Here is a 13,359-nt window from a genome sequence, read left to right as displayed (position 1 = left end):
GACCGAGGCCGTCGCGATTGGTTGTGATCAGCAGCTTTTCGGCGTCGATCCACCGATCCCAGCTGCCCGGGCTACACGCACTCGTTCCGGGAGAGAACAAGCGTCTCGGTGGGTGCGGAAATGTCGACATAGTAATGACCCGCACCTGTGGTGCTATGAGTCATCGCCGTCAACAACTCGATGATTTCTATCGCCGTGGCATCGTCAAGCCGCCACACGACCTTGTCGTCGTGCAGCTCGATGTCAGCCGCGCCGGGATCGATCAGGAATTCGTGGATCTTCCCGTCGTGCGGTATCCGAGACGACCCCTGGCGCTCAGCCTGAAACAGCGCTGCCAGGACGGTGTTCACCCCAGCGGTGTCCATGGCCAACAACACCGCGTCGTCACCAAAGTAGAACTTTGGTGCCAGTTCGGCACGAACTACGGTCATCGTCGTCATGTTTTCTCAGGGGCAGCCGAAGCGGGACAGCGCACTCCGGTGTCTTTCCGAATCACGTTCATCCTCGATCAGACGACCGCTACCAATTCAGAAGAACTTTTCATCGAGCCAATCGTACGGCCAGCATCCCCATGGTGGCCTACACCGCAGCGTTTTGTTTGTCCGTTAAGGATGGCCCTCTGTTTCACGCAGTAAGAATCATCGGAAAACGGCTGCGATCACTGGGCAGATCGGGGGGAAAGCAAGGTCAAATACCTTGAAGGCTAGGGGGATACCCGGACTTGTATCGCGCCACTATTTGCAGAATGTAACCGTCTGGTGCGTAGCCAAAGCGATTCGGTTTGTAGAAGCCGTCCCGTTCGTAGACGTACCAGCCCCAGCTTTTCCAGATATCACCGGTCTTGACGATGAGAGCTTCGGAGTCGATACCTGGTGGGAATGTCAAATCGCCATTTGTTGCCAATTCCATCGGCGAGGTGCCGCTGGTGACATCCTGACACGGGGCGACGGTGGCGCCGCTGCTGTAGCGCGTGGCGTCCAGCGTTATTCCCGGTGGAAGCGCCTGCAGGGTCTTCTTCAGGTATCCGATCACAATGTCCTGTGCCTGCTGCTGAGTTTCGGGAATGGCGGGCTGGAGCTTCCATCCAGGTGGTGGCGGCGGTCCGGATTCCATAGTTGGTCCTCCTAGTGGGGTGGCGCCGGCTGGTGTAGGCGGCCCGAGCGGGCTGTCGTGACTGCAGGCACAGACGAACAGCACGATCGTGAGGGCAACCGCAAATGCGGCAAATGGTGGTTGGCTGACGCGGATCATCGGGGTTCAATGTCCTCCATCGTTAAGGATGACCAGCGCTCACCCGGCGCACAAACCCCGAGCCCCATCAACGCGGCGCCAACCGACTTTCACAAGCCGACGTCACCCACGGTGGCTCGACACCATCACCAAAGTGAAAGGTTGTCAACCTGCCCGACGACCGCTTACAGGTTGCCCGACAGCGCGATTCAGCCTGCGCCAGTGACACTTTCGCCGACACGAGTCGGCGGACTTTCGGCGGTAGGTCGTCAACTTCAGTGGATAGTGTTCTATCGGGTTGTCCATTACGGTTGCCCAGCGTCATCACGCAGTGAGAATCATAGGAAAGGGGCTGCGATCATTCGGAACATCGGGGGGAAAGCAAGGTGATACTCCCCCGAGAGTGGGCGGGTAGCCCGGTCGGGATGTCGCTTCGATGCTCAAGCTGTAGCCGTCAGGGGAATATCCAAACCGGTTGGGCTTGTAGAAGCCGTCTCGTTCGAAGACGTACCAGCCCCAGCTTTTCCAGATGTCGCCGGTCTTCGCAATTATGGCATCCACGTCGGCGCCGGGAGGAGGCTTGAGGTCGCCGACCGTGGATAGCTCTAAGGGCGGCGTACCGCTGATGACATCTTTGCACGGGACGGTGTTGGCTCCACCGCTATAGCGGGTGGCGTCAATAGTTGTTCCCGGGGGAAGGTTCTGTAGGGTCTTCGTGAGGTATCCAATCAGCGCGTCTTGGGCTTGCTGCTGGGTTTCGGGCACCACGGGTTGCAACTTCCATCCCGGTGGCGGTGCCGGTGCTGACTCCATGGGTGTGCCTCCAAGGACGGTGGCGCCTGTAGGTGTGGGCGGCCCGAGCGGGCTGCCGTGACTGCAAGCACCGACCAACATCACGATCAACAGAGCAGTGAGGATGCGCAGTCTAGATGGCCGGTGCAGATGGTTCATTTCGCCTAACGTCCCCCCTCGTTTGGAATGACTTGGGGAGCCGGAACGCCAGCGATAACGGCGCCCATGTTACGCAGCGCCGGGTTGTCGTAATCCCAGTAGCTGCTATGGGCCGCGACGCTAGGCGTCAATCCAACCGGATCGCTGCTGGGGCCCGGCGCCGCCACCAACCGTGTCCCGCCAAACTCCGAAGCCGCAGGGTCATGACCGAGGGTCAGGTCGGTGACCATTTCGATGATGTCGTTACGCGCCCTCATGCCGTAAACGGTGGCACCGGCATCAAGATTCAAGTCGCCGGCATGGTGCGAGAGCATCCCGGGACTGCCGACCGCGATGACGTTATTGACGTCGAGATGGTGCCCGCCTGTCGCGGCTGCGCCGACCTCCGTTGAGCCGTAGCTGTGCCCGATCACAGTGTCGATCGACGGCCCACCGACATGGGAGGCCCGCATCCCGCTTTCGAACGAATCGAGCGCCTCTGCACCGGCGCGGGCCCGATCGGGGGATGCGGCCTCGAAAAGATTCATCGGCCGGTCGTAGCCCATCCACGTCGTGACCGCGACATCGCTCGGGTTGAGGCTGGGGTCGGCGCGCAGCGCGGCGCGGAACATGGCCAGAGATTTGGAATCGCTGCCTTCAAAGGCTGAGAGGTCTTGGCCGGTGCCGGGCACCAAGATGGCATTGCGCGTGGCATAGTCGGGGTTCCCGATGGCTACTGCCGCGTGACCTTTGTCATCGATGAGGCCGAGGTAGCGCTTTACACCGTCGTTGCGGTTCAGGGTGGCCTGCACAGTCTTGTAGCCCTCCAGGGTGTGTCGGGCCGCTAGCAATTGAGGCCTTAGGGCGTTGAGTTCGTCGGTGGTCGACTGGCTGTGGTCACCCATGTACAGCCCATTGAGGAGTTGGTTGACGCGCTGCTGCATTCGGTCGACATCGGCCTGGGTGTGCTGCTGCAAGTCTGACAGGTGCAGCCGATTGTAGTGGTCTTTGCCGAGATGATCTGGCGGGTCCCACGGCATTCCAGGATGGCTGCCAATAAACGGATTCTGGTGGTACTCGGCGTCCTTTTGCTCCGGGGTGAGAGCGTTCCATGCTTGCGCAAACTGTTGAGGGTCATCCGGCAGTACCGGCACCGGCGACTGCGGACCCTCGACCGCCTGGATACTGGCGGGGTCGTAGCCGTCGGCGCGCAAACTGGACAATGAGTTCTGCAATGTGGCCGAGTAGCCATTGCGAGTCGCCTCTAGCTGGCCCACAGCGGCCTTAGTGTCGCGGATCGCGTCGTCTTCACAAGCGTTGATAAACGTATCGAGCGCGTCCCTGTCCGCAGGGCTGGGGTGGATGTCTTTTTCCATCTCGAGGGCCTGACCAATCAATTCATCGAGCCGCCCCAATTGACCTTCCAGCGCAGCGATCTGGCCACCAGCGCTTTTCTGCGCCTCGGCCAACGCGGCGGTAATGTTTTCGAGGTCGGCTCCGATCTTCGGCAACTGCAGCGACTGCGCACCGAGCGACTGGACGGTCCGCTGAACTTCTGCAGAATCATTGATCGGGTGGTCACCGTTCTGATGATTCCAGGCAGCATCGAACCGGCGCCGGGCTTGCTCGAACGCAGCTTCGGCCTCGGCGGTGCATCTGCCAGCAGCGTGAAAGGCTTCGGCTAGATGGGAAATCTGCAACGGCTGACCAGTTTGCAGGCTCTGGTTGATCGCCCACGGATCCCCACCGGCCTCCGCGATCAACGCCGGGATACTTATGTACCGCAGCTGCATTGCGCCGCCGGTTGTTCTCGCGATAGTCGATCGGCCCGATCCTGGGCGTGTTTAGGCGGGCGGTAGGGCTTCCCCGGGTGTAAATCAGCGTCGCCGAACATCATTACCCCTTCTGAGCTTGCGTAACGCTACTGCACCCATCCCTCCATCTCAATGAGAGGCCGGCATGCTGGCGACGGATGGGTTCGACGGCGCGTTTGTACCATGTTGTCACGAGTTCATCTCGTCCAGCGTTTCGACCGCGCGGCGGCGGTGGGCCTGTCCGACATCACATTCCATCGTCTGCGCCACTCCTAGGTCATACACCGAACTTGGGACGCGGCTACAGGCACATCACGTGCAACGACAATTCGACGACCGTTCATCAAATCCCCGCGCTGATAACACCTGATAGCCGATGTATAGTCCACTGCCAGTCGATTCGCTCCTGTTCGAGACGCACGCGTTCACCCAATCCGTCTGCGACCAGATCCGAGTAGAGGTCCTGCTCGTCGGGCGTCAGGCGCGTGAGAACGGACGTGGCCGGACGGTCTTCGGTCACCCAACGGTCGCGGTGCGCGAGCAGCGTTTCACGGTCCATGAGCACTGAGCGCGCTTGCGGGAGCCACGCCCGCAGCCGGTCGAGTATGGCGAATCCATGGGTGTCGATGTCTCCCCAGTACAGAACCCTGGCTTCCGCCAGCCATGGCAGTCGACCAACGCTGTCGACCTCGAAACCCTTCCCCCCGACCACGACGCCGTGTTTCGGGACGTCGACGGACAGATAGCTGATCTCGTTTTCGATGATTACCGCTGCGCGTGGTTGCACCGCGAGCTGCGCCAACTCCTCGGAACGCACCGCCAGCTCGGTGAGCGGAGCCGGGAGGCCAACGACGGCGCCGGGCGCAGCCGAACCAATCCCGGCTTGCATTTGAGGCCAAGGCCGGCCAGGAATCCCGAGGCTGTCGAGGAAACGCCAAGCATCGCCGCCAGGACCGGTCGGTGCCTTTCAGCGAATTTGGTATCGACGCCGGGTGCGCTGATCTCGCGCAGATACCGGTTCGAATTGCGGTGAGCGTCCAGCCAAGTGTAGGCAGCGATCAGCTGTGGCATCTCGTGCGCCAGCGCCAGCGCACGGTGCGGATTGTCAACTATCCACTTCCGAACTTGCGGATGTTGTTGTGCGAGAACCAGGAGCTCGTCGAAACGCCGAACCAAAGTCGTCACGCCCAACAGCGCCCAGGCCTGGTCCATCGACACCACCGCGCGGATGGGCAGCCGGTTACGGCCAATCTGTCGGCCTCCGATCGATTGCCACTGCAGGGTGTATCGGCTGTCGTCGCGACGGCCGGCATCCAGAGCGGCCACCCACTCGCGGGCGGCGGCGAGATCGTCGCCGACTTGCGACGGTTTGGGGCCACGAAGCGGGACTTCGATCGGATCAAACCGATCACCGTTGGCGTAGGCACGTAACAGCGATCCGTCGTCCCACCGGCGTCTGACCCTGGCGGCGATGTCGTTTGGCGTGGTCCACCCGGCGCTCATGGCCGCCGTCCGTCCCGTCGTATCCGATACTCCTCGATCGTCATCGTCTGGAGGCGAGAGAATGTTCCAGTCGGATTGTCGACGAATCCGATCGCCTTCACGTACGGCTCGATGACGTGAACCTTCTGCAGCGGCGTGACAATGAGAAGTTGCAGCCCGAGCGTCGCAAAAAGATCCAGTGCGTAGCGTGTCGAGACGTCGGAGCCGCGCCCGAATGCCTCGTCGATGACCGCGAACCGGAAGTCTCGTGACCGCTGCGCACCCCACTCCAGCCCGAATTGGTAGGCGAGCGACGCCGCCAGGATCGTGTAGGCGAGCTTCTCCTTCTGGCCGCCGGACTTGCCGTCGGAGTCGCTGTAATGCTCCCATTCGGCACCGGTTTCCACGTCGCGCTCGGAAGCGGAGAAGACGAACCAGTTGCGCACGTCGGTAACCCGTCGGGTCCAGTTCTTGTCCGATTCGGCGTAGCGATCGCGACACGCGGAAGCGCTCGATGATCCGCTTGACGTCGAGGAAGCGCTGCTCGGAGTATTAGTCGCCGTCGAGCGCGAGGCTGTCATTGGTCAGGTTGCGCAAGTCCGAACGGAACTGCGCCACGTCCTGGTTGTTGGTCGGCTCCTTCTCCAACCGGATGAAGCGGCCCGGGTTGTAGGGCACCGCGCCGAGCGCCTCGTTGATGCGGTCGACGCGTTCGTCGATCACCGAGGCTTGCCGGTGCAGCCAGTTGTTGAACCCGGCCAGCTCCTGAATGGCGTTCTTGTTGAGCTGTTCCTTGAACTCGCTTTCGAACCGCGGAAGATCGTCAGTCGCGATGCGGTCTCGGAAGGCCAGAAACTCTTGGCGGGCATCGACATTGGCGTCCATATCCGCGCGAAGCTCAGGCCACCGGGTCAAGACCTTGAGCATGGACTGGATCAAGCTCTGCGCATGACCGCCAAGTTCTTTGTTAAGCCGGTCGATACGTTGATGCAGATCCGCGGCCAGCGCGTTCTCGGTCTCGGCGCACTCCGCTGCCCGCTTCGGACGGTTCTTTCCCAGGCGCTCGTCGAGGGCTGGGTAGGATTGGCGGGCGGCCTCCAGCGCTGCCTCCGGCTGCTTCGCGACGAGTTCGTCGTCGCGATTCTTGTCCAGTTCTGCTTGCTTGGCCCTCGCGGCGGTGGTGGCTAGCCTGCCGGTGAGTTGCTCGATCGAATTCGCCACCGCCTCAGCTTCTTTGGCATTGTTCTCGAGCGCTCGGGCGATCTCTTCCAAACGCGATGACCCGGCCTGCAACCGAACCCGTTCAGCGTCCAAGTCGTTGGCGCGCGACTCGGCCTCGTCAACGTCGATATCGGTCCAGGAGCGGAATCCCTCAATCCGAAGGAGTGCGTCCAGCCGCTCTTGCAGCGCTTCCCGCAACGTGTTGAGCCGGGCTTGCTCGGATGCGGCCGCCTCGCGCTCGGCTTCGAGCTCGGCGAACTCGGTGCGCAGGGCGGCGATCTTTCGTTCGTTGGCCCAGCCGAGAACCCAGCGACGGGGGTCGTCGACGCGATACCGGTCGTCCTTCTCGTGGCGCTCACCGGAGCGCACCTGGCCCTCGCGGGTAACGGCCCGCCGCTGGCTGCGGAATTCCTCAAGACTTGCCGCGCAACGGAAGTCGGCGCGTTTCGTGAGTTCGTTGATGAGGTATTCGCGGAACTGCCCGTCCTTGACGTCGATACAGTCGCCGAGCAGCAGCCCGTCATGCTCCGGCGGCTGCAGGCGAACACGTTGCCGCGCGACTCTTTCGTAGACCAGCTTGGCTCCAGTCACCTTTCCGCCGCGGCCGTGAAACGTCAGCCGTCGACCGTTCACCCATCCGGCGACGGCATCGTAGTGCTGCTGAGGCACCAGCAGCGAGAGGGCAAACCCGCGCAACACGCGTTCGGCGGCTCCCCGCCATTGGGCGTGCTCGTCGAAAACATCGAGAAGCTCACCCGCGTAAGGAAGATCGTCCGGTGTCAGCCCGAGGGCCGCGCACAGCTCAGCGCGCACCTCAACCTGCTCGACGGGCAGGTTGCTGGTGCGCTGCTGCAGGCTCGTGAGCTCCTGCGCGATGTGATCGCACCTGCGTTGCAGCTGCTTCTCGTTCCCGATCGCTTCGGCGCAGGCCGTGTCAAGGTCTCGTTTCTCGGCCGCCAGCCGCGGACGCTCGGCGGATACCAGAGCGGATAGGGCTGCGAACTCCGCGCTGCCGGCGACCGCTCCCAGTCCAGCGGCAAAGACGGCGGCGTCGAACAAAGTCCTTGCACGACGGCGTTTTTCGGCCTGATCGCGCGCCTCGCGGGCCAGGCGTTCCAGCTCGCCGATGCGATCGCCACCCGCTTTTGCGCGCTCTTCGATGAGGGATTCGCGTTCGCACGTCAGCATCTGATGCCGGGCTTTGGCGCTGTCCTGCTCCCGCCACAGGGCCGCGCCCTCGGTTTCCAGCTGGGAAATTTCGCCGGCCAGCAGATTTGACCGAAGCTCTGCGATGAAGACCCGGACTGCGGATCGCTCCCGCTCCCGGGCGTCGCGCTGCGTCAGCGCATCGTCGTACTTCGCCGTTGTCGCTACGACGGGCTCCAACGCTTCGAGTTGCTCGCGCGCCCGCTTGACGGCGTCGTGAGCCTTGGTCAGATCGTCGAAATGGGCGATGATGTCGCGCACCCGCTCGGTCGAATCGCTCGGTTCGAGCATGTGGTCACGCACGAAATCGTTGAGGTTGCCGACGGACTTCAGCGAGACCGTCTGGTGAAACAGCTCGAGGGCCTGTTCCGATCGAATTCCAAGCAGGCGACGCAACGAGGTTGCGTATTTGGGGAATTCATCGAAGATTTCCGCTCCGGCGGCCCGCAGCCGCTTGCGCAGATCACGCAGGTCGGAACCGAAGTCGGCGAAGTCCGTCGCGATCGACAGTTGTTTTGTCGCGACGACGAAGAAGCGGTGGGGCTGTCCGGTGCTCTCGCGCTGCTGGAAGACCTAGGCCAGGGTAACCGTCTCGTCGTAGCCGTGGTTGGTGAAAACTCCGAGGATCACCGAGTACGTGCCCCGGTTCTCGCGCAGTCCCTTGGCGCGGGACTTTCCGGTGGCCTCGTTCCGCTCCGACTTGTAGTGGCCTTCAACGTAGGAGCGCAGGGTGCGTTCCCTGGCCTCGGCGCCGGCGGCCTTGTTGTAGGCGGCCTTGTGGGACGGCACCAGCAATGTGGTGAGTGCGTCGACGATCGTCGACTTGCCCGAGCCGATATCACCGGTGAGCAGCGCGGTATCGGTGGCAGGGCTGAACCGCCAGACCTGGGTGTCGAACGTACCCCAGTTCAACACCTCCGCGTGCTGCAGACGGTAACCGACCCGTCGGGTGTCCCCGAGTGCGGCTGTGGCAGAAGGTGTTTCACTCATCACTGGTCGCCGCTCCGGCGTACTCCCGCAGCTTGGCCGCAAAGTCCGACAGGGTCTGGGCGTCGACGTAGGCCTTGAGGATTCGCCGAACTTCCCAATGGTCGCGTTGACCGCGCAATGGGCGCAGGAAGCCGAGTTCGGCGGCCTTCTTGATCGTCGTCTCCGCCTGGTCCACGACTCGTGCGTCGTTGCTGGACTCGGCCTGGAACAGTCGCAGCATCTCGACGATCTGGTCGGTGGTCAGAACCAGTCGGCCCTCACTGCCGGTGGTCTCGAACTCGACGAGCCGCTTGCGCAGCAGGACCAGGAGCAGGCTGACGTTGTACGTCAGTGCCCGCCTGCGCACCAGCCGCGGGAGTGCCTCGTCGCCATCTTCGGATGGCCGGGACCGAAGATAGGCATAGCCTTCGGCGTCATCGACCACTACGTCGACACCTATGGTGGCGAAATGGTCTCGCACGCCGGCGCCCAAACGTTCCAGTGTCAGCCAGGTGTCCTCGTCCGACTCGCGGTAGACGACTCCTTGCATCAGCCGGATGATGGCGCTGGCGGTGGCATGCTCGTTGCTCATCGTCGTCGCACCGTCACTTTCGGTAGTCTCGCTCGCTTGGCGATTTCCGGGTCGGCGGGGTCGCAGTATTCCAGGAGAGTCTCATCGGTGTCGTCCATGTCGACGCTCACCTCCTCGTCGTTGAGTGCCAGGTAGCCGACGATCTCTGCCGCACCCTGCTCGATGGGGTGTGCCGCGATGATGTCGGATAACAAAGCCGAAGAATTCTCCGGCAGAACATCGCGGATGGTCTCGATCAGACGTGCTTGGTCGATGAAGGTCTGCGCGAAGAGTAGGTCGGTGTCGACCTCCTCGGTCGCCGGTGGGAGGTGGCTCTCGACCGCGACCGCCGCCGGCACCTGGTAGAGCGGGCGCTCGAACGGAAGGGCAATCTCGAGGCCCGGCTGGTCCAGTTCGAGCCCGAAGGGCGGCGGGTTGTCGCGCAGTTCCAGCGCTGAACTTTCCACTGCCCGAACCAAATTGAGGACACGCCGGTTCTCCAGCCAAATCTGGTCGTCGAGGAAGCGGCGCAGTTGTTCGGATATCTGCCGGACGGTGCGCTGCGCCCGGTCGGCGGCTTCGGACCAGTCGTGGTGAATACCGCGAATCCGATGGTCGGCTTCGATGGTCTCGAGGGTGGAAACCTTGGCCAGGAGTTCGGCCAGCTCGGCTTGGCGCGTCTCGGAGAGAAGGAAGTCGTAGAACGCCTGGAAGCTGCGGCCCTGGTCGGAGCCAGCGATCTGGGAGCGGCTTCCGACCAGCTCGGCGAGCAGTTCACCCTTGGACCCATCCCAGGCCGCGATCTTTTCTCGCGCGGCCCGGTCAAGGAGGCGGAAGTTCTCTTCGACCTCGCGAAAGTCCGAGAGCAGTTCCCGCGCGGTTGTGGCGAGCTGTTGGTAGCGGTCGCGGACTCCGGTCGCGTCCAGCAGCTGAACAACCCCGGCCTCGACGGCGGCGATCTCGGCGTCGAGTTCGTTTCGGCGGCGCCGTAATTCGGCCAGCCGGACATCGGGTTCGACTTCGGTTCCGTGCACGATCTGTCGCAGCAGCTCGACCACGGTGTGCAGCCTGGACTCGGTTCCGACAAAGGACCTGCCTTTGAGGCCCATGACCCATGCGTGGGCCTTTTCGAACGCCGGAGTCACTTCGTAATGGACTTCGTCGTCGCCGGCCGGGTAAAACCGGCGCAGAAACGCCGCGTCGGGGGCCGCCCAGTCCTCGAGATAGGACCGAGCGTCCTTCGGAAAGCGTTGCTGACCGTTCTCGGTGGGAATCTCGGTGTTCAGGGCGTACACGTAGTCGTCCAGGGCGGCCGCGACCTGACTCGCTGGGCAGGCGCCTCGGTTGTCCTCGACGAAAAACACCCCGAGGAAGGAGAGGATCAGCGTGGCATTGCCGGCACGAAGAAGGCGCCAAGCGGGGTGGCGCTCCCGCAATGAATTGATCGCCTCGTATTCCACAGTCAGAGCCTAAGCAAGCCCACCGACACTTCATCCAAGCCCTGCTGACCGCGCTCACTGAAATTCCCCACTGACGCTCATCGAAATTCCCCACCCGTGTGGCTCCGCCGAGAAGGGCGGGCCTCCCTCGAAGCTGCTGGTGTCTGACGCCAGTTGCTCCACCGAAGGAGGCCCGCTTTCTCATGCTCACATGGGAGGACGATGTGGAAGTACATGCCCTACGCAAACGTGGTTGGACGATCTCGGCGATCGCCCGCCACACCGGCTTCGACCGCAAGACGGTCCGCAAGTATCTGGCCGGTGGCGGCACACCCGGGGTCCGCGCCCGCCCCGGCCCGGACCCGTTCGATCCGTTCGTCGACTACGTCACCGCGAGGCTGACCGAGGACCCGCACCTGTGGGCCCGCACCCTGTTCGACGAACTCGAGGACCTGGGGTTCGGGTTGTCCTATCAGAGCCTGACCCGCAACATCCGTGCCCGGGACCTGCGCCCGGTTTGTGAGGCCTGCCGGACTGCCACGCAGCGCCCGAACGCGGTGATCCCGCACCCGCCGGGTGAGGAAACCCAATGGGACTGGCTGGAATTGCCCGACCCACCGGCATCGTGGGGGTGGGGAAAGACAGCGCACCTGTTGGTCGGCTCACTGTCGCATTCCGGGATGTGGCGCGGCTATTTGGCGCCGAGTGAGGACCAGCCGCATCTGGTCGCCGGCCTGGACCGGGTGACCCGTGGCCTGGGTGGACTGACCCGGGTGTGGCGCTTCGATCGGATGGCCACGGTGTGCGACCCCGGCTCAGGTCGGGTGAGCGCGTCGTTCGCCGGGGTGGCCAAGCACTACGGCGTGGCGGTGGCGATCTGCCCGGCCCGGCGCGGTAACCGCAAGGGCGTGGTGGAGAAGGTCAACCACACCGCCGCGCAACGCTGGTGGCGCACCCTGGCCGACGATATGACCGTCGAGGCGGCCCAGGTGAGTCTGGATCGCTTCACGCGGGTCCGTGGTGACACCCGGCTGCGGGCCACGGCCGACGGCCGGTCCTCAGTCGCCGTGGTGGCCAAAACAGAGCCACTGCAACCGGCGCCGGCGACGCCGTATCCGGTGATCGTCGCCGAGGCTCGCACCGCCTCGCGTCAAGCGATGGTGTCTTACCGCGGCAACCGCTATTCGGTGCCGCCGGAACTGGCGGCGGCCCAGGTCGTGGTGTCGCATCCGGTCGGGGGTGAGTTCTGCGATATCGCCACTACGAGCGGGATCGTGATCGCGCGCCACCGGATGGCCGCCGACGGGCTCGGGGTGATGGTGCGCGACAGCGGGCATGTCATCGCCCTGGACGCCGCCGCGATGGCCACCGCAGCGACCGGACGCCCACACCGCCGCAAGGAACGCATCCCACCGGGCCCGGCGGCCAAAGCCGCTGCCGCGCAACTGCTTCAACTCAAGCAGCCATCCATCACCGCCATTGAAACGTCAACTCCGTCAACCGATTCCACCGTCATCGACTTGTCCGCTTACGAGCGGGCCGCCCAGAACAGGACCATCCAATGACCCCCACCCCCCGCACCCCCAAGACCACCACCACGACCACCGTCGAGGAGTCACCGTCAGCAGCCGCGAGCCGCTATCAGCAGCTGCGCTCGCACCTGGCCGAACTCAAACTCGCCGCGGCCGCCGAAGCCCTCCCAGCGGTGCTCGACCAGGCCACCGCAGAGGGCCTGTCGCTGACCGTGGCGTTGGAGCGTCTGCTGGCCGTGGAAGTCGAGGCTTCCACCGCTCGGCGGCTGGCCGGCCGGTTGCGGTTCGCCTGCCTTCCCACCCCGGCCACACTGGTCGACTTCGACGTCGATGCCGCCGCCGGGATCGACCGCAAGCTCATCGACGAACTCGGGACGTGCCGCTACCTGGAATCGGCGACCAACATTTTGCTGGTCGGGCCCCCTGGTACAGGAAAGACGCACTTGTCGGTCGGATTGGCAAGGGCCGCAGCACATGCCGGCTACAGGACCTACTTCACCACTGCCGCCGATCTGGCCGCACGGTGTCACCGTGCCGCCATCGAGGGACGCTGGGCCACCACGATGCGGTTCTACGCCGGCCCCACATTGTTGGTGATCGATGAACTGGGATACCTGCCGCTGCCCGCCGAGGCCGCCTCGGCGTTGTTTCAGGTTGTGTCCCAACGGTATTTGAAGACCAGCATCGTGATCACCACCAACCGGGGCGTGGGCGCCTGGGGGGAGATCCTCGGCGACACCACCGTGGCCGCCGCAATGCTCGACCGCCTGCTGCACCGCTCCGTGGTCATCAACCTCGACGGCGAGTCCTACCGCCTCCGTGACCACCAGGCCGCCGCCGAAACCCTACGCCGCACCACCACCGGCACCCGCCAACCACTACACTGACCGCTGCTCACAGGTGAGGAATTTCGGCGAGCACACCTGGGGACTTTCGATGAGCGCCGTCACTGCGAGAGCCCAGGT

General features: G+C 63.7%; 9 protein-coding genes and 2 pseudogenes. 2 read left to right on the top strand and 9 right to left on the bottom strand.

The features are described from left to right. Positions 1 to 71: 71 nt before the first annotated feature. The 9 genes and pseudogenes from EET10_RS07040 to EET10_RS07000 all read right to left on the bottom strand — a co-directional run bounded on the left by EET10_RS07040 (position 72) and on the right by EET10_RS07000 (position 10,883). Complete coding sequence (locus EET10_RS07040; protein WP_136624718.1) at positions 72 to 431, bottom strand: hypothetical protein; 360 nt, start codon at positions 429 to 431, stop codon at positions 72 to 74. A 256-nt stretch (positions 432 to 687) separates the two neighbouring features. Next, positions 688 to 1,251, bottom strand: a complete 564-nt coding sequence (locus tag EET10_RS07035; protein ID WP_136624717.1) for a hypothetical protein — start codon at positions 1,249 to 1,251, stop codon at positions 688 to 690. Positions 1,252 to 1,554: 303 nt separating this feature from the next. Next, on the bottom strand, positions 1,555 to 2,043 hold the full coding sequence (locus tag EET10_RS07030; RefSeq protein ID WP_225722797.1) for a hypothetical protein: 489 nt from the start codon (positions 2,041 to 2,043) through the stop codon (positions 1,555 to 1,557). Between the two features lie 143 nt (positions 2,044 to 2,186). Further along, positions 2,187 to 3,953 carry a putative alpha/beta hydrolase gene (locus tag EET10_RS07025; protein ID WP_425461684.1) on the bottom strand — a complete coding sequence of 589 codons (1,767 nt, stop codon included), beginning with the start codon at positions 3,951 to 3,953 and terminating at the stop codon, positions 2,187 to 2,189. 364 nt (positions 3,954 to 4,317) lie between these two features. Then, positions 4,318 to 4,863, bottom strand: a complete 546-nt coding sequence (locus EET10_RS31945; protein WP_342774140.1) for a DUF2220 domain-containing protein — start codon at positions 4,861 to 4,863, stop codon at positions 4,318 to 4,320. A gap of 107 nt (positions 4,864 to 4,970) precedes the next feature. Next, positions 4,971 to 5,477 (bottom strand): annotated as a pseudogene (locus EET10_RS31940) (DUF3322 domain-containing protein); the annotation flags it as partial. Further along, positions 5,474 to 8,873: pseudogene (locus EET10_RS07010) on the bottom strand (ATP-binding protein). The pseudogenes EET10_RS31940 and EET10_RS07010, both read right to left, overlap by 4 nt. After that, positions 8,866 to 9,444 carry a DUF4194 domain-containing protein gene (locus EET10_RS07005; RefSeq protein WP_122501995.1) on the bottom strand — a complete coding sequence of 193 codons (579 nt, stop codon included), beginning with the start codon at positions 9,442 to 9,444 and terminating at the stop codon, positions 8,866 to 8,868. Before EET10_RS07005 ends, EET10_RS07010 begins: the two are co-directional and overlap by 8 nt. Then, the gene (locus tag EET10_RS07000) at positions 9,441 to 10,883 is read right to left on the bottom strand and encodes a DUF3375 domain-containing protein (protein ID WP_036404248.1); all 1,443 of its coding nucleotides are present in this window, start codon (positions 10,881 to 10,883) and stop codon (positions 9,441 to 9,443) included. The genes EET10_RS07005 and EET10_RS07000 overlap by 4 nt, the downstream gene beginning before the upstream one ends. A gap of 182 nt (positions 10,884 to 11,065) precedes the next feature. Between EET10_RS07000 and EET10_RS06995 the strand changes: the two genes are divergently transcribed. Continuing rightward, the gene (locus tag EET10_RS06995) at positions 11,066 to 12,427 is read left to right on the top strand and encodes a Mu transposase domain-containing protein (protein WP_036398549.1); all 1,362 of its coding nucleotides are present in this window, start codon (positions 11,066 to 11,068) and stop codon (positions 12,425 to 12,427) included. Further along, entirely contained in the window at positions 12,424 to 13,281 is an 858-nt protein-coding gene (gene istB / locus EET10_RS06990) for an IS21-like element helper ATPase IstB (protein WP_036406693.1), read from the top strand. Before EET10_RS06995 ends, istB begins: the two co-directional genes overlap by 4 nt. The last annotated feature ends 78 nt before the right edge of the window (positions 13,282 to 13,359 follow it).

It is taken from the genome of Mycobacterium pseudokansasii (genome assembly GCF_900566075.1).
Lineage (GTDB): Bacteria > Actinomycetota > Actinomycetes > Mycobacteriales > Mycobacteriaceae > Mycobacterium > Mycobacterium pseudokansasii.
This window is presented reverse-complemented; position numbering and strand designations above follow the sequence as displayed.

Excerpts from the sequence above, each read along its gene's own strand:
- EET10_RS07040 (WP_136624718.1), bottom strand. The coding sequence starts at position 431 with ATGACCGTAGTTCGTGCCGAACTGGCACCAAAGTTCTACTTTGGTGAC.
- EET10_RS07035 (WP_136624717.1), bottom strand. The coding sequence starts at position 1,251 with ATGATCCGCGTCAGCCAACCACCATTTGCCGCATTTGCGGTTGCCCTC.
- EET10_RS07030 (WP_225722797.1), bottom strand. The coding sequence starts at position 2,043 with ATGGAGTCAGCACCGGCACCGCCACCGGGATGGAAGTTGCAACCCGTG.
- EET10_RS07025 (WP_425461684.1), bottom strand. The coding sequence starts at position 3,953 with ATGCAGCTGCGGTACATAAGTATCCCGGCGTTGATCGCGGAGGCCGGT.
- EET10_RS31945 (WP_342774140.1), bottom strand. The coding sequence starts at position 4,863 with ATGCAAGCCGGGATTGGTTCGGCTGCGCCCGGCGCCGTCGTTGGCCTC.
- EET10_RS07005 (WP_122501995.1), bottom strand. The coding sequence starts at position 9,444 with ATGAGCAACGAGCATGCCACCGCCAGCGCCATCATCCGGCTGATGCAA.
- EET10_RS06995 (WP_036398549.1), top strand. The coding sequence starts at position 11,066 with ATGCTCACATGGGAGGACGATGTGGAAGTACATGCCCTACGCAAACGT.
- istB (WP_036406693.1), top strand. The coding sequence starts at position 12,424 with ATGACCCCCACCCCCCGCACCCCCAAGACCACCACCACGACCACCGTC.